At 73.7% G+C, this 21,874-nt stretch carries 19 protein-coding genes; 10 read left to right on the top strand and 9 right to left on the bottom strand.

From position 1 onward, the window contains the following. Positions 1–140: 140 nt before the first annotated feature. The 3 genes from Csp2054_RS01930 to Csp2054_RS01920 form a co-directional block, all read right to left on the bottom strand. Complete coding sequence (locus Csp2054_RS01930; protein ID WP_096897590.1) at positions 141–722, bottom strand: PadR family transcriptional regulator; 582 nt, start codon at positions 720–722, stop codon at positions 141–143. After that, positions 719–1,567 (bottom strand): DUF4097 family beta strand repeat-containing protein, encoded by an 849-nt coding sequence (locus Csp2054_RS01925; protein ID WP_096897589.1) that lies wholly within the window; start codon positions 1,565–1,567, stop codon positions 719–721. Before Csp2054_RS01925 ends, Csp2054_RS01930 begins: the two co-directional genes overlap by 4 nt. A gap of 80 nt (positions 1,568–1,647) precedes the next feature. Next, complete coding sequence (locus Csp2054_RS01920; protein WP_096897588.1) at positions 1,648–2,307, bottom strand: YczE/YyaS/YitT family protein; 660 nt, start codon at positions 2,305–2,307, stop codon at positions 1,648–1,650. A 60-nt stretch (positions 2,308–2,367) separates the two neighbouring features. Here Csp2054_RS01920 and Csp2054_RS01915 point away from each other — a divergent pair, with 60 nt between their 5' ends. The 3 genes from Csp2054_RS01915 (at position 2,368) to Csp2054_RS01905 (ending at position 8,000) form a co-directional block, all read left to right on the top strand. Continuing rightward, positions 2,368–3,810 (top strand): PLP-dependent aminotransferase family protein, encoded by a 1,443-nt coding sequence (locus Csp2054_RS01915; protein ID WP_255252571.1) that lies wholly within the window; start codon positions 2,368–2,370, stop codon positions 3,808–3,810. Positions 3,811–3,893: 83 nt separating this feature from the next. Next, complete coding sequence (locus Csp2054_RS01910) at positions 3,894–4,526, top strand: DUF6518 family protein (protein WP_096897586.1); 633 nt, start codon at positions 3,894–3,896, stop codon at positions 4,524–4,526. 33 nt (positions 4,527–4,559) lie between these two features. Continuing rightward, positions 4,560–8,000 carry an efflux RND transporter permease subunit gene (locus tag Csp2054_RS01905; RefSeq protein ID WP_096897585.1) on the top strand — a complete coding sequence of 1,147 codons (3,441 nt, stop codon included), beginning with the start codon at positions 4,560–4,562 and terminating at the stop codon, positions 7,998–8,000. Between the two features lie 51 nt (positions 8,001–8,051). Here the strand turns inward: Csp2054_RS01905 and Csp2054_RS01900 are convergent, their stop codons facing one another. Both Csp2054_RS01900 and Csp2054_RS01895 read right to left on the bottom strand, forming a co-directional pair. Beyond that, a complete protein-coding gene (locus Csp2054_RS01900; RefSeq protein WP_141399083.1) occupies positions 8,052–8,294 on the bottom strand; it encodes a hypothetical protein in 243 nt (80 codons plus the stop codon). A 364-nt stretch (positions 8,295–8,658) separates the two neighbouring features. Then, complete coding sequence (locus Csp2054_RS01895) at positions 8,659–9,669, bottom strand: alpha/beta hydrolase (RefSeq protein ID WP_176491501.1); 1,011 nt, start codon at positions 9,667–9,669, stop codon at positions 8,659–8,661. An 82-nt stretch (positions 9,670–9,751) separates the two neighbouring features. On the opposite strand from Csp2054_RS01895, the gene Csp2054_RS01890 reads away from it, so the two are divergent. Together Csp2054_RS01890 and Csp2054_RS01885 are read left to right on the top strand one after the other, a co-directional pair. Beyond that, positions 9,752–10,606 (top strand): polyphosphate kinase 2 family protein, encoded by an 855-nt coding sequence (locus Csp2054_RS01890; RefSeq protein ID WP_096897582.1) that lies wholly within the window; start codon positions 9,752–9,754, stop codon positions 10,604–10,606. Between the two features lie 227 nt (positions 10,607–10,833). Continuing rightward, positions 10,834–12,939 carry a DEAD/DEAH box helicase gene (locus tag Csp2054_RS01885; protein ID WP_096897581.1) on the top strand — a complete coding sequence of 702 codons (2,106 nt, stop codon included), beginning with the start codon at positions 10,834–10,836 and terminating at the stop codon, positions 12,937–12,939. Positions 12,940–13,021: 82 nt separating this feature from the next. Here Csp2054_RS01885 and Csp2054_RS01880 read toward each other — a convergent pair whose 3' ends face one another. Both Csp2054_RS01880 and Csp2054_RS01875 read right to left on the bottom strand, forming a co-directional pair. Further along, on the bottom strand, positions 13,022–13,531 hold the full coding sequence (locus Csp2054_RS01880) for a mycothiol transferase (protein ID WP_096897580.1): 510 nt from the start codon (positions 13,529–13,531) through the stop codon (positions 13,022–13,024). 36 nt (positions 13,532–13,567) lie between these two features. Next, on the bottom strand, positions 13,568–14,098 hold the full coding sequence (locus tag Csp2054_RS01875; protein WP_176491500.1) for a MarR family winged helix-turn-helix transcriptional regulator: 531 nt from the start codon (positions 14,096–14,098) through the stop codon (positions 13,568–13,570). A 240-nt stretch (positions 14,099–14,338) separates the two neighbouring features. Between Csp2054_RS01875 and Csp2054_RS01870 the strand changes: the two genes are divergently transcribed. From Csp2054_RS01870 to Csp2054_RS01855, 4 genes are all read left to right on the top strand, one after another. Further along, the gene (locus tag Csp2054_RS01870; protein ID WP_096897578.1) at positions 14,339–14,938 is read left to right on the top strand and encodes a hypothetical protein; all 600 of its coding nucleotides are present in this window, start codon (positions 14,339–14,341) and stop codon (positions 14,936–14,938) included. A 19-nt stretch (positions 14,939–14,957) separates the two neighbouring features. Next, positions 14,958–16,070, top strand: coding sequence for a hypothetical protein (locus Csp2054_RS01865; protein WP_096897577.1), 1,113 nt, complete (start codon positions 14,958–14,960; stop codon positions 16,068–16,070). Positions 16,071–16,135: 65 nt separating this feature from the next. Beyond that, positions 16,136–17,299 carry an exonuclease SbcCD subunit D gene (locus Csp2054_RS01860; protein WP_096897576.1) on the top strand — a complete coding sequence of 388 codons (1,164 nt, stop codon included), beginning with the start codon at positions 16,136–16,138 and terminating at the stop codon, positions 17,297–17,299. Next, entirely contained in the window at positions 17,299–20,349 is a 3,051-nt protein-coding gene (locus Csp2054_RS01855; protein ID WP_096897575.1) for an AAA family ATPase, read from the top strand. The genes Csp2054_RS01860 and Csp2054_RS01855 overlap by 1 nt, the downstream gene beginning before the upstream one ends. 11 nt (positions 20,350–20,360) lie before the next feature. On the opposite strand, the gene Csp2054_RS01850 is transcribed toward Csp2054_RS01855, so the two are convergent. Next, complete coding sequence (locus tag Csp2054_RS01850; RefSeq protein WP_255252570.1) at positions 20,361–20,543, bottom strand: hypothetical protein; 183 nt, start codon at positions 20,541–20,543, stop codon at positions 20,361–20,363. Continuing rightward, positions 20,540–21,334, bottom strand: a complete 795-nt coding sequence (locus tag Csp2054_RS01845) for a class E sortase (RefSeq protein ID WP_255252569.1) — start codon at positions 21,332–21,334, stop codon at positions 20,540–20,542. Before Csp2054_RS01845 ends, Csp2054_RS01850 begins: the two co-directional genes overlap by 4 nt. 91 nt (positions 21,335–21,425) lie before the next feature. On the opposite strand from Csp2054_RS01845, the gene Csp2054_RS01840 reads away from it, so the two are divergent. Continuing rightward, positions 21,426–21,854 carry a GNAT family acetyltransferase gene (locus Csp2054_RS01840; RefSeq protein WP_096897574.1) on the top strand — a complete coding sequence of 143 codons (429 nt, stop codon included), beginning with the start codon at positions 21,426–21,428 and terminating at the stop codon, positions 21,852–21,854. Positions 21,855–21,874 lie beyond the last annotated feature (20 nt).

Genomic DNA, 21,874 nt, shown 5'->3' with positions numbered 1-21,874 from the left:
GCCCCGTGCCTCCCGTCCGGAACCAGGTTCCGGACACGACACCGCGAACAAGCACGGTGCGGTGTCCGGAACCAGGTTCCGGGGCGGGGACCACCCGCCGACCGGGAGGCGCGGCGTGCGCCCGCACCGCCGCGCTCGGTTCAGAGCGACTTGCGCAGCGCCTCGAGGCCGTCGCGCAGCCGCGACACGGTGTCGCCCGTGAGCGTGCCCCGCGTCGCCTGGCGGCGGAGGTCCGCACGGACCTGCTGCCGGAACGACGACAGGACCATCTCGACCTCGCGGAGAGCGCTGGCACCGGCGGTCGGGACGTCGACCGGCTCGTCGGCCGTCTGACCGCGCGGGGCCTGGGTGCTCGCCGCGAGGTCGGCGCGGAGGGACCGCATCGCCTCGCCCACCGAGGCACGGACGCCGTCGGCGAGGGACTTCACCGAGTCGGTCACGCCGTCCTCGAGCGCGGCGACCTCGGCTGACCGGGCGTCGAGCTCGGCACGACCGGCGTCGGTGATGGCGTAGACGGTCTTCCGGCCGTCGGGCGTCCCGGTCACGAGACCCTCCTCCTGGAGCTTCGCCAAGCGGGGGTACACGGTGCCGGCGCTCGGGACGTAGGTGCCGCCGAAGCGGTCGCCGAGCGCGGTGATGACCTCGTACCCGTGCATCGGGTGGTCGGCCAGCAGGACGAGCAGGTAGAGGCGCAGGTGGCCGTGCGCGAAGACGGGGCTCATGCGGGCACCTCGCCGTCGGTCGTCGAGGTGGCGGCGGACCCGTCGGCGACGGGCGGCGCGTGCAGCACCGCGATGTCGCCCGAGACGGAGTTCACCTTGAGGTCGAGCCACTGCCCGGACAGCTCGCCGCCCTGCTTGACGTAGGAGCCGCGCACGCCGCGGATCTCCGAGTCGTCGAACTGGAGCTTGCCGGAGGCGGTCGACACCGTGCAGCGGTAGGGCACGCCGTCCTCGAGCCGGACGCTGACCGAGCCCGACACGGTGTTGACCCGGGCGGAGTCGGGCGTGCCGTGCAGGTCGAGCACGACGTCGGCGTTCACGCCGTCGGCCTGGAAGCGCGGGATCGCCCCGGTCGCCACGACGTCCCCGGACACGGTGTGCACCGTGAGCGCGCCGTCGAGCTCCCGGACCGTCGTGGTGCCCGACACGGCGTTGACCGTGACGTCGCCCGCGACGCCGTCGACGACCACGTCGCCCGACACCGTGTGGAGCGTCGCACCGCGGTTCGTGCCGGAGAGCAGCGAGCCCGCGGACACGACGCCGAGCGTCAACGGGGCGTCGCGCGGCACGAGGATGCTGACGTCCGCCTGGGCCCGACCGCGGAAGGACTTGAGGAACCCGATCGGGTCGTCCCAGCGGATCTGCGGGTGGTCGACGGTGAGGGTGTCGCCGTCCACCTCGACCATGAGGGGCTTGCCGGAGACACTGTGCACCTCCACCCGGGCGGTCGGCTCGTCGTGGGCGACGACGTCGACCTGTCCACCGACGAGTCCGACGCGCAGGCGTCGGACGATCCCGGTGTCGATGACCTTGGGCTCCTCGACGAGCCACTTCTCCTGCGCCATGTTGCCTCCTCGAACTCGCGATGTATCGCGTCTGGTGCGAACACGATACATCGCGATTCCGGGCGGGTGCAAGGGTCGGATCAGGAAGCGACCCGGGTCGTGGGCCCGGGCGTCGACGGGGTGGTGACGGCGACCCGCTCGGGGCTCCACGGGAACCGGCGGAACACCGGCAGCAGCGGCTGCACCATCGGGCCGATCACGAACGCGGCGAGGACGGTCCCGGCCCCCACGTCGCCACCGAGCAGCCAGCCCACCACGACGACGGTCACCTCGATGACGGTCCTGGCCACCCAGATCGGCCACCCGAAGCGCTGCGAGACGCCGACCATCAACCCGTCGCGCGCCCCCGTCCCGAACCCGGCACCGATGTACAGCGCCGTCGCCACCGCCAGCAGGACGAGTCCACCGACGAACAGGCCGAGGCGGGCGGGCAGTCCGTCCGGTGCGGGGACGAGCCACAGCACCAGGTCCGCGGACGGCCCGATCGCGAGGGCGTTGAGGAGCGTCCCGATGCCCGGCTTCTGCCGGAGCGGGATCCAGAGGAGCAGGATCACCCCGCTCGACACCACGGTGATGACCCCGAACGACCACGGCACGACGTGCTCGAGGCCCTCGGTGAGGACCGTCCACGAGGCGACGCCCACCACGGCGCGGACCTGGAGTGCGGTCGAGGCGCCGTACAGGAACAGGCCGACGAACAGCTGGGCGAAGCGGAGGACGAGTGCAGGGGAGCGGGACACCCTCCGATGGTGGGACGGATTGGCCTGCACGTCGAGGGCCAATCGCGCTACCGTGGACCCGTGACCCCCGTCCTGCTCAGTGCACGGTCCGCCGCGGCCCTCCTCACCGACTGGCGCGGTGACGCCGACGCCCCCGCGTACGAGGCCCTGTCCGACGCCCTCCGCGTCCTCGTGATCGACGGCCGGGTGCCCCAGGGCGCCCGCCTGCCCGCCGAACGGGGCCTGGCGGCGGCGCTCGGCGTCTCCCGCACCACCGTCGCCGGCGCCTACGCCCGGCTCCGCGAGGACGGCTTCCTCGTGTCGCTGCGCGGGTCCGGCAGCGTCGTCCGGCTGCCACGCGACCTCGTCGGCCGTCCGGACCCGGAACGCCTCGGCGGTGTGGTGGACGGCGACGTCCTCGACCTCCGCAAGGCCGCCCTGCACGCGGCACCCGGCATCGCGGAGGCCGTGGAGCGCGCCGTCCGGCACGTGCCCGCGGCGCTCGCCGGGGTCGGCTACGACACGGTCGGGGACCCGGGCCTGCGCGCCGCGATCGCCGACCGGTACACCGCACGCGGACTCCCCACGACGCCGTCGCAGGTCATCGTCACGATCGGGGCGCAGCACGCCATCGCGCTCCTCGCCCGGGTGCTCGTGCGCCGCGGGGACGCGGTGCTGGTCGAGTCGCCGACGTACCCGCACGCGCACGAGGCGTTCCGTGAGGCCGGCGGTCGACTCGTCGGCGTGCCGGTCGACGCCCGACGGGGATGGGACACCGGCGTCCTCGAGCACGTCCTCCGTCGCGCCGTACCGGCGGTCGCGTACGTCATGCCCGCCCTGCACAACCCCACCGGCGCCACGATGACGCCGGACGCCCGCGACCTCCTGGTGTCGGTCGCGGCCTCCGTCGGCACGACCGTCGTCGCCGACGAGACGATGGGGGAGCTCCGCATCGACGGCCCGGCGGCGACCCCGCTCGCGGCGGCCTCCGACGACGTGGTGATGATCGGCTCGGCCGACAAGGTCTTCTGGGGCGGTCTGCGGATCGGCTGGATCCGGGCGCGGCCCGAGCTGCTCCAGCGGTTGCTCCTGGCCCGGCCGACCGGCGACCTCGGCACGCCCGTGCTCGACCAACTCGTCGCGCGCGAGCTCGTCCCGCGCACCGAGTCCGTCCTGGAGGAACGGCGTGCGTACCTGACGCAGGCCCGCGACGACGTCGTGGGCGGGTTGCGTGCGCGACTCCCGGAGTGGGACGTCCCGTCGCCGGCGGGCGGGTTGACGACGTGGGTCGGACTCGGCCGCCCGGTGTCGAGCACGCTCGTGCTCGCGGCCCGGAACGAGGGCGTCGTGCTCGCCTCGGGCGGGGTGTTCGGCGCCGACGGCGGGTTCGAGCGGTTCCTGCGCGTGCCCTTCACGATGCCCGCGGCCGACCGGGAGCGGACGGTGGACGTGCTCGCCCGGGCCTGGGCGCGCGTCGGCGGCGAGGTCGCCGGCACGACCGGGTCGCTGGCGGCCGTCGTCTGACGCGGACGGGTCATCCCTCCGGTGGACCCGGTGCGTCCTCCGGGCGGATGCCCGTCCGAGCCCGGGTGCGGGACCGTGGGGTCATGGACACGACGATCGACCGCGACCGCACCGCCACGACCGGGGTGCCCGCCGCGGCACGGCTGACGATGGCGCTCTCGGCCGCCGTGCTGGCCGGTGCGCTCACCTCGTTCGGGCAGGCCGTCCCCGGCCTCGGCGTGCTCGCGAACTCGGCCGGGCCCTGGTTCGCGGTCGCCGTGCTCCTCGTGCTCGTCGTGCGCGTCCGCGGGGTCGTGCTGCCGATGGTGCTCGGCGTCGTCGTGCTCGAGCTCATGCACGTGGGGTACTGGGCGACGACGAACCTCCGCGGCTACCCGGACTTCCTGTCGATCACGAACTTCTGGGTGCTGATCGGGGTCCCGGCAGGGTTGCTCGCGGGCGCGGTGGCCTGGGCACTCCGGTCCGGCGCCGAACGTTGGCGTGCCGCGGCCGCCGGGGTCGGTGCCGCGGTGCTCGTGGGCGAGGGGGTCCGCGGACTCCAGGCGGTCGCCGCGACCACCGGCACCGGCTTCTGGACGGTGGAGATCGTCGTCGGCGTCGCGGTGCTGCTCGTCGGCGTGCTGACGTGCCGGACGATCGCCGGACGGCTGATCGCGCTCGGCACCGGGGTGGTCGGGACGGCCGGCGTCACCGGCGCCTACCTGCTGCTCGGCTGAACCCCGGGCTCCCGGGCCTGCGAGGATCGTCCCGTGCACCTCCTCTCCGTCTTCAGCCTCCGGAACCGTGCCCTCATCGCACTCGTCACGATCGTGGTCGCGGTGTTCGGGGGCATCGCACTGACGAACCTCAAGCAGGAGCTGATCCCGAGCGTCGAGTTCCCGCAGGTCGCCATCGTCAGCGCGTACCCCGGCGCGACCCCGGAGGTGGTGTCGAACGACGTCTCGACGAAGATCGAGCAGGCGATCCAGGTGGTGCCGGACCTCGAGTCGACGAGTGCGACGTCCTCGACCGGCCAGAGTGTCGTCTCCGCCTCGTTCCGGTACGGCTCGAACCTCGCGAGCGCCGAGGACAAGATCCAGACCGCCGTGAACGCGCTGTCCCTGCCCGACACCGTGCAGACGCAGATCGTGACCGGGTCGTTCGACGACCTGCCCGTCCTGCAGCTCGCCGTCACCGGGTCGGGCAACCAGGAGCAGCTGGTGGACCGGTTGAACGCCACGGCGGTCCCGGACCTCGAGAAGCTCGACGGCGTCCGGCAGGCCGACGTGTTCGGCAACCCCGGGCGGCGCGTCGTCATCACGCCGGACGAGGACGAGCTCGCCGCGAAGGGCCTGACGACGCAGTCCATCTCCGACGCCCTGAACGACAACGGCACGCTGATCCCGGGCGGCACGATCACCCAGGACGGGAAGACGCTCTCGGTCCAGACCGGTGAGCGGATCGCCTCCGTGCAGGACATCGAGGCGCTGCCGCTGACGGCGTCGTCGAGCGGCTCGGGCAGCTCGAGCAGTTCGGGCAGTTCGGGCAGCTCGAGCGGCTCGGGCGGTTCGGGCGGTTCCGCGGCGACCGGGTCGTCCGGTTCCGCGACCGGCGCGACCAGCGCGACCGGCGGGACGAGCGCGACCGGCGGCACGACCGCAGCCGGCGGGACGGGCGCGGGCAGCGCCTCCAGTCCGGCATCCGGCGCGACCACGACGCCGACCCTGCTGGGCGACGTCGCGAAGGTCGCCATCGAGGAGTCGCCGCGCACCTCGATCAGCCGCGTCGACGGCAAGACCGCGCTGACGATCGCCATCACGAAGACGCAGGAGGCCAACACGGTCGACGTGTCGAACACGGTCAAGGACGCGCTCCCCGGCATCGAGGCCAAGGTCGCCGGCAACCCGCAGTTCACCGTGGTGTTCGACCAGGCGCCCTACATCCAGCAGTCGATCGACTCCCTGGCCGAGGAGGGCCTGCTCGGCCTCGGCTTCGCGGTCGTCGTGATCCTGGTGTTCCTGCTGTCGCTGCGCTCGACGTTGGTCACCGCGATCTCGATCCCGACCTCGGTGCTCCTCGCCGCCATCGGCATGCAGGCCGCGGGCTACACACTCAACATCATCACGCTCGCGGCGCTCACGATCGCGATCGGTCGAGTGGTCGACGACTCGATCGTGGTCATCGAGAACATCAAGCGGCACCTGCAGCCCGGGGTGGACCGGGCGCAGGCGGTGCTCGACGCGGTCCGCGAAGTGGCCGGCGCCGTCACCGCCTCGACCCTGACGACCGTCGCGGTGTTCCTGCCGGTGGCGTTCGTCGCCGAGCTGGTCGGCGAGCTGTTCCGACCGTTCGCGCTCACCGTGACGATGGCCCTGGTGGCGTCCCTGCTCGTGTCGCTGACGATCGTGCCGGTGCTCGCGTACTGGTTCCTCCGGGCGCCGAAGTCGCACCGGCACGCGGCGGCCGAGCGGAGCGACGCTGCCGGGCACGGCGAGGCGGAGCCCGCCGTCGAGGCTCCGTCCCCGGCCCGGTCGGCGTCGACCGGTACGCTCGCGTCCGCCGACGACCTGCACGACGCCGGTCGCCGCGACCGCCTGCAGCGCGGGTACGTGCCCGTGCTCGCCTGGGTCGTACGGCGGCCCGCGGTCGTCCTGCTGCTGGCCCTCGTCGTGCTCGGCGGCACCGCGGCGGCCGTGCCGTTCGTCAAGACGAACTACCTCGGCGACTCCGGCCAGAACACCTTCACCGTGACGCAGGACCTCGAGCCCGGCACGAGCCTCACCGAACAGTCCGACGCCGCGCGGAAGGTCGAGCAGGTGCTGCAGGGCATCGACGGCGTCGAGACCGTGCAGACCACCATCGGCTCGAGCGGACAGTCGATCCAGGCGGCGTTCGGCGGCAGCGCCACCGCGTCCGTGCAGTACAACGTGACCACCGACTCCGGCGCCGACCAGACGACGATCCAGTCCGAGGCCCGTGACCGGATCGACCGCATCGACGGCGCGGGTGAGGTCTCCCTCTCGACCGCGGGCGGCGGGTTCGGCGGCTCGAGCGACATCGAGGTCGACGTCACGGCCCCGACCCAGGCTGAGCTGCGGACCGCCGCGGACGAGGTGCTGCGGAAGATGCGCGGCGTCGACGCGACGACCGGTGCGACGAGCAACCTCTCCGCGGCCGAGCCCTACCTGGCGGTGCGGGTCGACCGGACGAAGGCGGCGGAGCGCGGCCTCACCGAGACGCAGGTCGGCGCGGTCGTGGCGGCTGCCGTGTCCCCGCGGGACACCGGCACGGTCGAGATCGACGACGCGACCCTCGACGTCTACATCGCCGACGCGGACCCGCCCACGACGATCGACCAGCTGAAGGCGCTGTCGATCCCGACGTCGACGGGCACGGTGCCGCTGTCGGACCTCGCGACGGTCGAGCAGTCCGACGGCCCGACCACGATCACGACCGCGAACGCCGTCCGGACCGCGACGATCACGGTGACGCCGGACTCGACGAACCTCGGGGCCGCCGTGCAGAACGTCACCGCAGCGGTCGACGCCCTCGACCTGCCGCGCGGAGCGTCCGCGAGCATCGGCGGTGTCGCGTCGAGCCAGTCGTCGGCGTTCAGCCAGCTGCTGCTCGCCGCGCTCGTGGCGGTCCTGATCGTCTACGTGATCATGGTGGCCACGTTCCGGAGCCTGCTGCAGCCGCTCCTCCTCCTCGTGTCGGTGCCGTTCGCCGCGACGGGTGCACTCCTGCTGCAGATCGTGACGGGCATCCCGCTCGGGGTGGCGTCCCTCATCGGTCTGCTCATGCTCGTCGGCATCGTCGTGACGAACGCGATCGTGCTGATCGACCTGGTCAACCAGTACCGGCGCCGGGGACTGCGGGTCCGCGAGGCGCTCGTCGAGGGCGCGACGAGGCGGCTCCGGCCGATCCTGATGACCGCCCTCGCGACGATCTTCGCGCTCGTGCCCATGGCGCTCGGCCTGACCGGCAAGTCGGGGTTCATCTCGCAGCCGCTCGCGCTCGTCGTGATCGGCGGCCTGGTGTCGTCGACCCTGCTGACCCTCGTGGTGCTCCCGGCGCTGTACTCCGTGGTCGAGGGCGCCCGCGAGCGCCGAGCGGACCGGATCGCCGCCGGGATCAGCCGCCGGGAGTGGCGACAGCGCCGTCGCGAGGAACGACGTCAGCGGCGCGCTGTGAAGGCCGCGGCGCAGTAGCCCGCGTCGGGGACGGCGGGCACCGTCACCCGACGCGGGGGTCCGGGGTCGTCAGCGGTCGTCGGCCTCCACGCCGCGGAACCAGCTGACGAGCACACAGGTCAGGGTGACGAGGAACACCACCGCTGCGACCTGCGCGACGACCGAGCGCTCACCGGCGAGGGCGGCGAAGCCCCCGAACGCCACGGTCGCGAGGAACGAGAGCCCGAGCAGCAACTCGGCCGCAGTCCGGAGCGAGGACGCGTACGGCCACGTGGTCGGGGCGGTCGCGGGGCGCGTGGAGGTGTCGGTCACCCCGGCAGTCTGCGCCGTCCGGGCGTCGGGCAGCAGTCCCGACTCCGGGTGCCACCCGGGCAGGGGACGCGCGTTGCGCACACGCGCAGCGGCGCACGTTGCGATCCGCATCTGGCCGATCCGGTTCGCGGAACCCGGGGCGGGAACGCCCGATCGGCCAGACCGGAGATCGACAACCCATGCCGGTTGGCGGCGTGTCCGTCCTCGCGCGTAATGACCGGGCCCAGCTCGAGACCGGGCCAGCCCGCGGCGGGCCCAGCCCGAGCCGGCCGCGTCCGGTTGCGGACGCGACCCGGCGGCGGACGGGAGGCGCGGTACGGGCCCGCACCGCGCCTCCCGTCCGACGGTCGGGGCGGAGCGCCCGTCAGCCGAGACGGGCGCGCAGGAACGCGACCACGCGCTTGCTCATCGCCTCGTCGAGCTGGGCGATCGAGTGCGCCGTCCCCCGGACCTGCACGAGCGTGACCGGCACGTCGTGCGCCCGCAGCGCCGCCGCGAACTCCTGTGACTCCCACAGCGGGATGAACTCGTCCGTCGAGTGCCCGATGAAGAACGGCGGGGTGTCCGCCGTGACGTGGAACGTGGGCGAGGCCTGCTCGGCCGCCGGGCACGCGGCGTAGGTCCGGCACCCGAGGTAGAGCAGCTGCTTCCGCTGGAACGACGCCGAGACGCCGTCCTCCTCGGTCGACCGGGTGGTCAGGTCCGTCGGCCCGCTGAGGTCGATTACCGCACGGATGCGGTCGCCCGCCGCGTACGCCGCGGACTCGTGGTCGGTGACCGCCAGGAGCGCCACGAGGTTGCCGCCCGCGCTGCCGCCGAACACGCCCACGCGGTCGCGGTCGACGTCGTAGGTGGCGAGCGTCGCGTCGCGGAACACCCAGTCGAGCGCCCGCCGGACGTCGTCGTACCCGGCGGGGAACGGGTCAGTCGGGGCGAGCCGGTAGTCGACGTTGAACGTGACGAAGCCCTGCGACGCGAGGTACCGGCACACCGACCGGTAGGCCGCCGTCGCCTTGTCGCCGTGCGACCAGCTCCCGCCGTGCACCAGGAGCACCGCCGGACGGGCGCGGCTCGAGTCCTGTGCGAGCGAGCGGGCGTCCCCGGTGGCCGTGGCGGTCGGCTCCGGCGTCGCGGTCGTCGCGGGATCGCTGTCCGCCGGCAGGCACACGTCGAGCCGCTGCAGCGGATCCGCCCCGTACGGGACGTCGGCGACGACGTCGATGCCGTGGTAGCGGAGCGACAGCGGGTAGATCACGGGATCGGCGGTGACGACCTCGTTCCGGTCACCGGTCGCGCCGGGGTTGCAGGCGGCGAGGGCCAGCAGCGTGGCGAGCGCACCCGCGACGGCGAGCGAGGTGCGGCGGCCGGTTCCCATCACGTCAACGCTAACCCGGTCCGGCCCGTCCGTGCGTCGTCCGCCGGTGCCAGGATGGGCGCAGAACCCCGCAGGAGGACCCGTGAGCCGACGCAAGGCCTGGAACGCCGACCCCGAACCGCTGCTCCGCGTCGAGGAGGGCTTCCGCCTCGACCGCATCGACCCCGACGGCACCCCGGGCTTCCCCGGCCGCAAGATCGACGGGCTCGAGGCGCTCGCCGCGGGGGCGTCGCGGCTGTCCGCCCTGCAGGAACGCCTGTACGCCGCCTCCACCGCGGGCGACCAGCGCCGCGTGCTGCTCGTGCTCCAGGCGATGGACACCGCGGGCAAGGGCGGGATCGTCTCGCACGTCGTCGGCGCGGTCGACCCGAACGGCGTGCACTACGCCGGCTTCAAGGCGCCGACGGCCGAGGAACGGGCGCACGACTTCCTCTGGCGCATCGAGCGGGAACTCCCGCGCGCCGGGCAGCTCGGCGTGTTCGACCGTTCGCACTACGAGGACGTCCTCATCCAGCGCGTGCGGTCCTTCGCACCGCCGGAGGAGATCGAGCGTCGGTACGGCGCCATCGTCGACTTCGAGGACCGCCTGGTCGCCGAGGGCACGACCATCGTCAAGGTCATGCTGCACATCTCGAAGGACGAGCAGCGCGAACGCCTCGGCGACCGGCTGGACCGCCCGGACAAGCACTGGAAGTTCAACCCGGGTGACATCGACGAACGCCAGCTCTGGGACGACTACCAGCAGGCGTACCAGATCGTGTTCGACCGGACCTCGACCGCGCAGGCGCCCTGGTACGTGGTGCCTGCGAACCGGAAGTGGTACGCGCGGCTCGCGGTGCAGCAGCTCCTGCTCCGAGCGCTCGAGGACATGCAGCTCACCTGGCCGCCCGCGGACTTCGACGTGGCCGAGCAGCGGCGGCGGCTCGCCGAGTCCTGAGAGGGCTCCCGCCGGTCGGGGCTGGCCAGGGCGCGGCGCATCGCGTAGACTCACTCGGTCGGCCTTCGACGCCGTGGCACTGTGACCACGGAGTTCTTCGTTTGGGTGTGTGTTGCTCGAGGGCTGGAATCACGTCGATCCGCGACGGGATGAACCCCCGCTCCACGTACCGCCCCCGCCGATGTCGCTGCCGGGTGTCGTGGCATGTCCGCACCCCGGAAAGAACGATGGCCCCGTACGACAAGGGCGCGCGTCAGCGTGCCGACGATCGAGTCCGCCACCCGAACGGCACCCCTGCCGCTCGGTCGAGCAAGCACCGCGGCTTCCGTGCCGCCGACCCGGCGCAGCCGCGCCAGAAGCAGCGCTGGGACGCCGAGGAGCGTCGCGGCCGTGGCGCGCAGGGCGACCGTCCGGCGCGGCCGAACTGGGAGCCCCGCGAGGGCGGCCAGAGCCGCTGGAACCGTGACGACCGTCCGCGCCGGTTCGACCGTGACGACCGTGACCGTGCGCCGCGTCGTGACCAGGACGACCGCCCGCGTCGGTTCGACCGCGACGACCGTCCGCGCCGGTTCGACCGCGACGATCGCGCTCCGCGTCGTGACCGTGACGCTCCCTCCTCGCACGGCCGTCGCGACGCTCCGCAGGCTCCGCGTCGCGCCGGTACCGGCGAGCAGGGGCCCAGCGCTCCGCGTCGGTTCGACCGCGACGATCGCGCTCCGCGTCGTGACCGTGACGACCGCGCTCCGCGTCGGTTCGACCGCGACGATCGCGCTCCGCGTCGTGACCGTGACGACCGTCCGCGTCGCTTCGACCGCGACGACCGCGACCGTGCGCCGCGTCGTGACCAGGACGACCGCGCGCGTCGCTTCGACCGGGACGATCGCGCCCCGCGCCGCTTCGACCGGGACGACCGCGACCGCGCCCCCCGCCGCTCGTTCGCCGAGGACCGTCCCCGCCGTGAGCGCTTCGACCACGACGACCGCGACCGCGCCCCCCGCCGCTTCGACGACCGCCCGCGCCGCTCGTTCGACGAGGACCGCCCCCGCCGCGACCGCTCCGACCGCGACGCGTCCCGCACCCCCTACGTGCCCGCCGACGACGTCAAGCTCGAGAAGCTCCAGGCCGAGGCCACCGTCGCGGCCGACGTCGAGGGCGTGACCTTCGCCGACCTCGGCATCGGTGGCAACATCTCCCGCACCCTCGCCGAGATGGGCGCGACGAGCCCGTTCCCGATCCAGGCCGCCACGATCCCCGACGTCCTCGCCGGCAAGGACGTGCTCGGCCGTGGCCGCACCGGCTCCGGCAAGACCATCGCCTTCGGAGCGCCCCTCGTCGAGAAGCTCATGGAGCACGGCGGCGGCACGAAGCGGAAGATGGGCCGCGCCCCGAGAGCGCTCATCCTCGCGCCGACCCGCGAGCTCGCCCTGCAGATCGACCGCACCGTGCAGCCGATCGCCCGCTCGGTCGGGCTCTTCACGACGCAGATCTACGGCGGCGTCCCCTACGGTCGCCAGGAGGGTGCGCTCCAGCGCGGCGTCGACATCATCGTCGGCACGCCCGGTCGCGTGCAGGACCTCATGAACAAGGGCAAGCTCGACCTCAGCGAGGTCATCGTGTCCGTGCTCGACGAGGCCGACCACATGTGCGACCTCGGGTTCCTCGAGCCCGTGCGCGAGATCCTGTCCGCGACCGCCGAGGTCACGCCGCAGGGCAACCGCGCGCAGAAGCTCCTGTTCAGCGCGACGCTCGACGCGCAGGTCGCGTCCCTCGTCACCGAGTTCCTGCACGAGCCGAGCGTCCACGAGGTCGCCGGCGAGGACCAGGCGTCCTCGACGATCGACCACCGCGTGCTCGTGGTCGAGCAGCGCCAGAAGGACCAGCTCCTCGAGGAGCTCGTGGCCGGCGAGGGCAAGACCATCGTGTTCGCCCGCACCCGCGCCTACGCCGAGCGGCTCGCCGACCAGTTCGAGGACGCCGGCATCCGCGCGACCTCGCTCCACGGCGACCTCAACCAGTCGCGCCGGACCCGGAACCTCGGGCTCCTGTCGAGCGGCCGGGTGAACGTCCTCGTCGCCACCGACGTCGCGGCCCGCGGCATCCACGTCGACGACGTCTCGCTCGTCGTGCAGGCGGACGCCCCGGACGACTACAAGGCGTACCTGCACCGCTCCGGCCGCACCGGCCGGGCCGGCGCCGAGGGCACCGTCGTGACCATCGTCACGCGCAACCGCCGTCGGAAGATCGAGGGCATCCTCGACAACGCCGAGATCGAGGCCGACCTCGTGGACGCCGCTCCCGGCGACCGCCTGGTCGCGGAGCTCGCGGCGCGCTGACGGGTGCGGGGCACCGGAGGTGCCCGACGACGGACGGGAGGCCCGTGGCGACACCGCCACGGGCCTCCCGTCCGTTCCGGTGTCAGTTGCTGAAGAAGAGCAGGCCGCGCACGTAACCGGCCTGACCGGCGTGCTGCACGCAGTCGTCGAGGATGCTGACGAGCCGGACGCCGGCGGTCACCGGCGGGTCCCACGCGTCGTCCACGACGGCGTCGAGGTCCTCCGGAGCCAGCGACGACAGGTAGGCGACGGTGCGCTCGTGCACGGCGGCGAGGTACCCGGTGAGCAGTTCGGCCGACGCCCGGACGCGCCCGACCTCCTCGCCCGACATCCCGTAGCCGAGCGCCTCCGCCGGGAACGGCAGGCCGAAGCGTTCCACCCAGCCGTCCGCGGTCCACACCTGCTCGGAACCGGCCAGGTCGGCCACCTGGGCGTCCTGCCCGCGAGCGGTGTGCCAGGCCAGCCACGCGAGGGTGTTCGCCCCCGCTGCGGGCCGGGTGGCGAGCTGGTCCTCGGAGAGGCCGTCGACGGCGCGGCCCACCGTCTCGGGGACGCGGGAGAACGCTTCGATGAGGAGTTCGGAAGGGGTCACCCCGGCGACGCTACGCGGGCGCGCCGGCGTTCGCCCTCACCTGTCCGGTCGCGACCCCAGTGCGGCACCGAGCCGGTCGAACACGTCCGCGAGGGCGGCGCGGTCGACGGCGGGGACGACCGACGCCAGCGCATCGGTCCAGCGGGCGCCGATCGCCTCGGCGAGCTCCGCGCCCGACGGCGTGAGCTGCAGCAGGATGCTCCGACGGTCGGCGGGGTTCGGCCGCCGCTCCAGGTGCCCGCGTCGTTCGAGCCGGTCCACGAGCGAGGTCATCGCTCCGGTCGACAGCCCCAGGAACGCCCCGGCCTGCTTCGGCGTCAGGGCGGCGCCGTCCGCCGCGGCGAGGTGGAAGACGAGCCGCGCGTCCGTCGCGTGCAGGCCGCGGGCGTCGCTCTCGTGGTCGAGGAGTCGCGCGTGCTGCACCTGGAACAGTCGGAACGCCGTCCGCAGTCGGGCGAGCCCGTCGTCGGGGGAGTCGACCGGCGTGGACCCCACGGCGTCGACGTCCGGTGAGGTCGGCGGGACGGTGTCCAGCGGGCGGGGCAGGACGGGAGCGGTGTCGGGCATGGGTTCTCTCGGTCGGGAGGGCGAGGCGTCCTCGGTCTCCATGGAACAAGAATCTTGATGATCAAGATACCCCCAACGCTGGGGTGCCGACACCCTTGTGGGTCGCTCGGTCGGGAAGTAGCTTGATGGTCGTACCACTCCACCGGTCGCTCACCCCGACCGGACCCTCGGCTCGCAGCGCGACCAACCACCGCGGTTCCGGGCCACCACCGATCAGATCACTTCTCCGCTGGAGTCAGCATGTCCCGTGTCACGCCGCGCGCTGCGCGCCTCACCGCCTGGATCGCCGTCCCCGCCGCACTCGTCGCGTCGGGTGTCGTCGTCTCGACCGCTTCGTACTCGGCCTTCTCGGCCACGACCGTCAACCCCACCAGCACGTGGGCGGCCGGTACCGTCGCCCTGTCCGACGACGACGCCGACACCGCGCTCTTCACCGTCCCCGGGCTGAAGCCGGGATCCTCCGGCTCGAACTGCATCGCCGTGACCTCGACCGGCACGCTCCCGTCGACCGTCAAGCTCTACGGCACGTCCGCGGCGACCACGAAGTCGCTCGCCTCGAGCATCACGCTGAAGATCGAGCAGGGCACCGGCGGCGGCTTCGGCTCGTGCTCGGGCTTCACGCCGGCGTCGACGAACGGCACGCTCGTCGACACCACGCTCGCCGACTTCGGGTCCACCTCCACGAACTTCGCGACCGGCGTCGGGTCTTGGGCCCCGACGGGCACCGCCTCGGAGACCCGCGTGTACCGGTTCACCTACGGGCTGCCGTCCGGTGCCCTGAACTCGCTCCAGGGCGGAACCGCGTCGCTCGGGTTCACGTGGGAGGCACAGAACAGCTGACCCTCGGACGGACACCGGCATGGTCAGCACCGCGGCGCACCGTGGTGCACCGCGTCCCGTCACGCACGACGCGACCGACTGGGCTCGCGTCGTCGTCGCCACGGTCGCACGCGCGGGCATCGCGGTCGTGCTCGGACTCGCGTTCTGGGCGGCCGTCCCGGCTGCGGTGGGCTGGGAGCCGACGACCGTCGTGACCGGGTCGATGGCACCACGGCTGCTGCCCAGCGACGTCGTCGTCTCGCGTCCGGTCGACCACACCGCGGTCGAGGTCGGTCGGGTCCTGCTCGCCGACGACCCCGACCAGGCCGGACACCTCCGCCTGCACCGCTACGTCGAGCCCGGCGACCGCGGCACACTCGTCACGAAGGGCGACGCGAACCCGAGGGTCGACTCGACCCCGGTCCAGCCCGACGCCGTGCGGGGCGTCGCCGTCCTGCGCGTGCCGTTCGTCGGCCTGCCCGTCACCTGGGCACGCGACGGCGACTGGGCGAGGCTCGCGCTGCTGGCGCTCGCGGTCGCGGCCGCGCTCGCGCTCTGCTCCGCAGACCGCTCCCTCCGCCGGGCCGGACTCGACCACGCGGACGACCACGACGGTCCGGACCCCGGCCGAGACGGACGGGAGGCGCGGGGCGGGCCCGCACCGTCCCTCCCGTCCGGTGGTCCGACCGTCGGGACGCGCCGGTCGGCGCACCGGGCCGGCAGCGCGGCCGCGGTCGCACTGCTCGTGGTCGGGGCCGGGGTGCTGCCGTCACCGTCAGCGATCGCGGTGCCGTTCTCGAGGGCGACCGCGTCCACGGCGTCGTTCGGGGCGGGGACGCCCCGGGTCGTCACCGGGCTGACGTGTGCAGCGGCGTCCGCGACCTCGGTCAGGATCTCGTGGTCCTACCCCGGCAGCACCGCCGACGGCGTGCCGATCGCGTTCGAGCTGCTCTCCGGGTCGACGGTCGTGGCGTCGGCGCCCGGGACCGCGACGTCGCTTCCCTACGGCGGCAGTGGGCTGCTCTCGCTCGGCACGTTCGACCTCCAGCTGCGGACGAACCTCGGCGGGACGTGGACCGCGGAGACGACCCAACCGGTGCGGGTCACCCTGGTCTCGGTCGTCGGGCTCGGCGTCGTCGCCCAGTGTGGGTGACGTGCACCGTCCACCGTCGCCGCGGGGCGCCCACGGATGTCCGGGGCCGCCGCTACCGTGACCGCATGCGCATCCTGCACACCGGCGACTGGCACCTCGGCCGCACGCTGCTCGGTGCCGACCTCCTCGGACACCAGGCCGCCTTCCTCGACCACCTCGTCGACCTCGTGCAGCGGCGCTCGGTCGACCTGGTCGTCGTCGCGGGAGACGTCTACGACCGCGCGGTGCCCCCGGTCGAGGCGGTCCGCATGCTCTCCCGGGCCCTCGAACGCCTGTCCGAGCACGCGACCGTGGTCATCACGCCCGGCAACCACGACTCGGCGGCGCGACTCGGGTTCGGTGCCGGCGTCATGGGCGCGCGGGTGCGCATCCTCGCCGAACCCGCGGGCATCGCCACGCCGGTGCTCCTCGACGACGACGCTGGCCCGGTCGCCGTCTACGGCATCCCGTACCTGCACCCCGACCTCACGCGGTACGCACTGGCCGAGGTCCCCGACGAGCCGCTCGCCCGGTCGCACCAGGCCGTCGTCGGAGCCGCGACCGACCGCATCCGCGCCGACCTGGCGACCCGCACGGGCACCCGCAGCGTCGTGGTGGCGCACGCCTTCGTCGGTGGTGCCGAGCCGAGCGACAGCGAGCAGGACATCCGGGTCGGTGGCGTCGACATGGTCGCGCGGTCCACGTTCGACGGCTTCGACTACGTCGCCCTCGGGCACCTGCACGGCCCGCAGCGGGTGGGTCCCGACGACCGGGTGCGGTACGCGGGTTCCCCGCTGGCGTTCTCGTTCGGCGAGCGGCACCAGGCCAAGTCGGTGACGCTCGTCGACCTCGCCGCCGACGGCGCGGTGGCCGTCGAGCTGCTGCCGCTGCCCGTGCTCCGACGGCTCGCCGACGTCCGCGGCACGATCGACGAGATCGAGCAGGGCGCGTTCGCCGCCGACGCCGACGCCTGGGTCCGGGTCGCCGTCACCGACACCGTCCACCCCGAGCGGATGTACGCACGCGTCAAGGACCACCTGCCCCACGCGCTCGCGATCACCCACGAACCCGCCGAAGCCGGCACCCGGACGGCGGCGCGGGCCGTCAGCGCGACCTCGGACCCGGTCGAGGTCGCTGCGGACTTCGTGACGTTCGCCACCGGGGTCGCACCGGACGACGACGACCGTGCCGTGCTCACCGAGTCGTACGAGGCCGCGGCGCGCGCGCTCGCCACCGAGGGAGACCGCTGATGTACCTGCACCGGCTGGAGCTCCGCGCCATCGGGCCGTACCCGGACACCGTGACGATCGACTTCGCGGCACTCGCCGCGTCCGGCGTGTTCCTGCTCGAGGGGCCGACCGGCTCGGGCAAGTCGACCATCATCGACGCCGTCGTCTTCGCGCTCTACGGCGGACTCGCCGGGGCCGACGCCAGCAACGACCGCCTGCACAGCCAGCACGCCGACCCCGCGGTCGAGCCGTTCGTCGAGCTCGTGTTCGAGACCGGGGCCGGGGTGTACCGGGTCCGGCGGTCGCCACAGTACGACCGCCCGAAGCAGCGCGGCACCGGGACGGTCCGGCAGCAGGCGTCCGCGCAGCTCGTCCGGCTCGCGTCGCCGACCGACCCCGCCGGCGAGCCCCTGTCCGCCCGCATCCCCGAGGTCGGGGCGGAGATCGCCCGGATCGTCGGGCTCGACCGTGCCCAGTTCCTGCAGACCGTGGTGCTGCCGCAGGGGGAGTTCGCCCGCTTCCTCCGCTCGCCCGGCGAGGACCGCCGCAAGCTCCTGCAATCCCTCTTCGGCACGCAGGTGTACGACCGCACCGCCGAGGAACTCGCCGCCCGCCGCCGGGCCGTGCTCGCCGAGGTGGAGGGCGCGGACGCCCGGGTGCGCGATGCCCTCGCGCGGTTCGAGCAGGCGGCCGGGGTGGACCCGCTGACCGACGCCGCCCAGCCCGACCGCGCCGGGTCCGACGTCATCGAGGTCGTCGTCAACGGGGTCGTCGCTGCGGTCGACCGGGCCGCCCGACGAGCCGACGAGGACCGCGCCGCCGCCGTCACCGCTGCGGACACCGCCGCCGCACACGACGACCGACTCCGCGCCCGCGCAGCAGCACGCGACCGCCGACGAGACCTGCTGCGTCGCCGTGCCGAGCTCGACGAGGGCGCTCCGGCCGTCCAGGCAGCACGCGACCGTCTGTCGGTCGGCGCCCGGGCGGGACGGGTCGTCGGCGTCGCCGACGGTCTCGACGCTGCGCGTGACCGAGCGGCGTCGGCCCGGGCGGACGCCGCCGTGCTCCGCGACCGGCACGCCGTCGACGCCGCCGCGGACGTCCACGCCCTGGCCGAGGCGATCGCGACGGACGTCGCCCGAGACCGCCACCTCGTCGCGGTGGCCGACGGGCTGTCCGCACGCACTCGGGCGCTCGAGCGGGCACGGGCGGAGCGAGACGACCTCACGGCGCGGCTCGCCGACCTCGACCGCGAGCTCGCCGAGCGGCCGGAGGGGCGCGCGGCGATCGTCGAGCGTGCGACCGCGGCTGCACGGACCGCTTCGGGGCTCGCGGATGCCGAACACGAGGTCACGCGGCTCACGGCACTCCGCCGGGAGCTCGATGCGCTCGCGGCCGCCACCGCACGGGTGCGCACCGCTGCGGACGCCGTCGGGGCCGCCCGTGCCGCGGCGAGCTCCGCGGTCGCAGCCGAGCAGCACCTCCGTGAGCGACGCATCGCGGGCCTCGCCGGCGAGCTCGGTGCCGCACTGCACGACGGCGAGCCGTGCCCGGTCTGCGGCGCGGTCGAACACCCCAGCCGGGCACTCCCGCAGGATGACCACCCGACGCCCGAGGCGATCGACGCCGCGGCACAGCGCGCACGCGACGCGGAACGCCGCCTCGCCGACGTCGCAGCCGACCTCGCCGTCGAGCGTGCCGAGGAGCAGCGCCTTGCGCAGCTCGTCGGGGACCTCGACGCCGCCGTCCTGGCCGAGCGCCTGCTCCACGCCGAGCAGGACGTCACCGCGGCTCGCGACGCGGTCGACGAGGGCACGGCGTGCGACCAGGCCCTCGCGGCCCACGACGACGTCACCCGCCGCCGCGAACACGACCGCCACGAGCTCGTCACGCGCCGTGCCGTCCTCGACGGCGCCCTCGCCACCGACGCCGAAGCGCTCGAGCGTGACTCGGACGCCGTCGCCGCCGCGGCGGCGCGACTCGTCCGGCACGTGGACGACCCGTCGGCAGCGGACTCCGGGACGTCCGGGTCCTGGCCGGCCGACCAGGGGCTCGGGGCCGTCGTGCGGTCGCTCGACCACCGCATCGACGTGCTGCGGACGATCGCCGCCGCGGACGCCGCCGTCGCCGAGTGCGAGCGGGTGGTGGCCGACCGGGTCGCAGAGGTCGAGACCGCCCTCGCGGAGCACGGGTTCGACGACGTCGTCGCCGCGCGTGCCGCGGTGGTGGACGAGCCGACCGAGCGGGAGCTCCGTCGCACGGTGGACGCCGCCGTCACCGCCAGGGCGGTCGTCGACGCCGGGCTCGACGAACCCGCGGTCCGGGCCGCCGCCGACGACGAGGACACCGAGTTCGACCTCGAGGCCTCCGCGGCGGAACGCGCCCGGACGGCAGCCGCTGCCGAGGACGCGGTCCGCATCGCCGTGACCGCCGCCGACCGTGCCGCCGCCGTCGGGCGGTGCGCCGCCGACCTGCGCCGAGCGGTGCGGGCGCGGGACGACACGTCGGCCCGGAGCCGAGCGGTCGTGCGTCTGGCCGACATCGCCAACGGGTCCGGCTCGGCGAACCCGACCGGGATCACCCTCGGCACCTACGTGCTCATGCGCCGGTTCGAGGACGTGGTCGCCGCCGCGAACGACCGGCTGCGCACCATGCTCGGCGGCCGGTTCACGCTCGAGACCTCCGACGAGCGGGAGTCCGGGTCACGGGCCCGCAGGACGGGCCTGGCGCTCGCCGTGCACGACCACACGACCGACTCCGTCCGCGATCCACGGAGCCTGTCCGGCGGCGAGACGTTCACGGTCTCGCTCTGCCTCGCGCTCGGGCTGGCCGACGTCGTGCAGGCGGAGGCGGGCGGGGTGTCGCTCGGCACGCTGTTCGTCGACGAGGGGTTCGGCACGCTCGACCCGGAGGCGCTCGACGGTGTGCTGGCGCAGCTCGCTCGCCTGACCGCGGGCGGACGGCAGGTCGGCATCGTCAGCCACGTGGAGGAGCTCAAGCAGCGGATTCCCGAGCGGATCGCGGTGCGGCGGACGGCTTCCGGGGCCTCACGGGTGACGACGACCGTCTGACCGCCCGCCCGCTACGGACTCGGCGATGCCGACGGGTCGACGGTGCCGTCCGGCGGCGGCAGGATGTCCGCGGCGACCCAGGGGAACACCCACGTGAACAGGACGAACACGATCGCGGCGAGCAGGACGACCAGCTCGACGACCTTGAGCGCCGTCGGACCCGGCAACAGCCGCCACACGAGGGGGAAGATCACTGGGCGAGCTCCTTCGGGGTGCCCTCGGACACGGGCATCCAGTAGTCGAGCTTGGCGTGCACGATGTACCGCTCGGCCGCCGACCACATCGGGTGGCATGCCGTCAGGGTGAGCCACCGGTCGCTCGCGGTCGGCTCGACGCCGGGCTTGTTCGGGACCGGGGCGATCGTCTCGATGTGGTCCGGCGTGACGATCTGCGAGTCCGTGACCTTGTAGACGTACCAGACGTCGAACTTCGTGGCCTTGTCGGTGACCCGGACCACGATCGCGTCGCCGTCCTTGAGCTCGGCGATCTGGTTGAGCGGCTTTCCGTAGGTCACACGGTGCCCGGCGACCGCGAAGTTGCCGGGGGCTCCGGGCATCGCGGTGTCCTGGTAGTGCCCCAGGCCGATCGTGTTGAGCACCTTCTCGCGGTCCGTGCCCTCGCCGATCGGTCGGTCGTAGTCCTTGCCGAACCGCGGGATCTGCATGGTGCCGAACACGTCGGTGACGTCCTTCGGCTCGGCGAGCACCGGTGCCGTGCCGCGGTGCTCCGTGCCGGTCGTCGCCTTCGGCGCCGGCTGCTCGAGCCCGTCCACGAGCTTCGTCTGCGCCTGCACGGCCACGACGTCCGTCCACCACGCCGTCCAGACCACGTACAGTCCGGTGGCTGCGCCGGCGATGATGAGCAGTTCGGCGACCAACGACACGACCGCGCCGCCCACCGACTGCCGTCGTCGGGGGCGCCTCGAGACGTCGTGGTCGTCCTCCTCCGCGCCCCGGTGCGACGGGAGGGTGTCGTGTGCGGTCACGGGGCTCCTGATCCTGGTGGTCGGACTGTTCTACCATCCCACGCCGACGGGACGGTGACGGCGTCGTCCACAGGACCGTTACCGTGTGGAGATGGAGTACCGCATCCGAGCCTTCGTCCCGTCGGACACCGAGTCCGTCGTCGCGCTGTGGGAGGCCTGCGGACTCGTCCGTCCGTGGAACGACCCCCGCCGCGACATCGAGCGCAAGGCGACCGTGCAGTCGGAGCTCTTCCTGGTCGCCGAGGACGCCGACCGCCGTGTCGTGGCCGCGGGCATGGCCGGCTTCGACGGACACCGCGGGTGGGTGAACTACCTCGCCGTCCTCCCGGAGCTCCAGGGGTCCGGTCTGGGGCGGACGCTCATGGCCGAGTTCGAGCAGCGGCTCGCGGCGATGGGGTGCCCGAAGGTCAACCTGCAGGTCCGCGCGGGCAACGAGCGGGTGATCGGCTTCTACGAGTCGCTCGGGTACTCGCCCGACCAGACCGTGTCGCTCGGCAAGCGCCTGATCCCCGACGCCTGATCCCCGACCCCGCCCGGGCA

Source organism: Curtobacterium sp. 'Ferrero' (assembly GCF_002412165.1).
Classification (GTDB): domain Bacteria; phylum Actinomycetota; class Actinomycetes; order Actinomycetales; family Microbacteriaceae; genus Curtobacterium.
The sequence above is the reverse complement of the archived record's forward strand: the minus strand, read 5'-3'. Positions and strand labels throughout refer to the sequence as shown.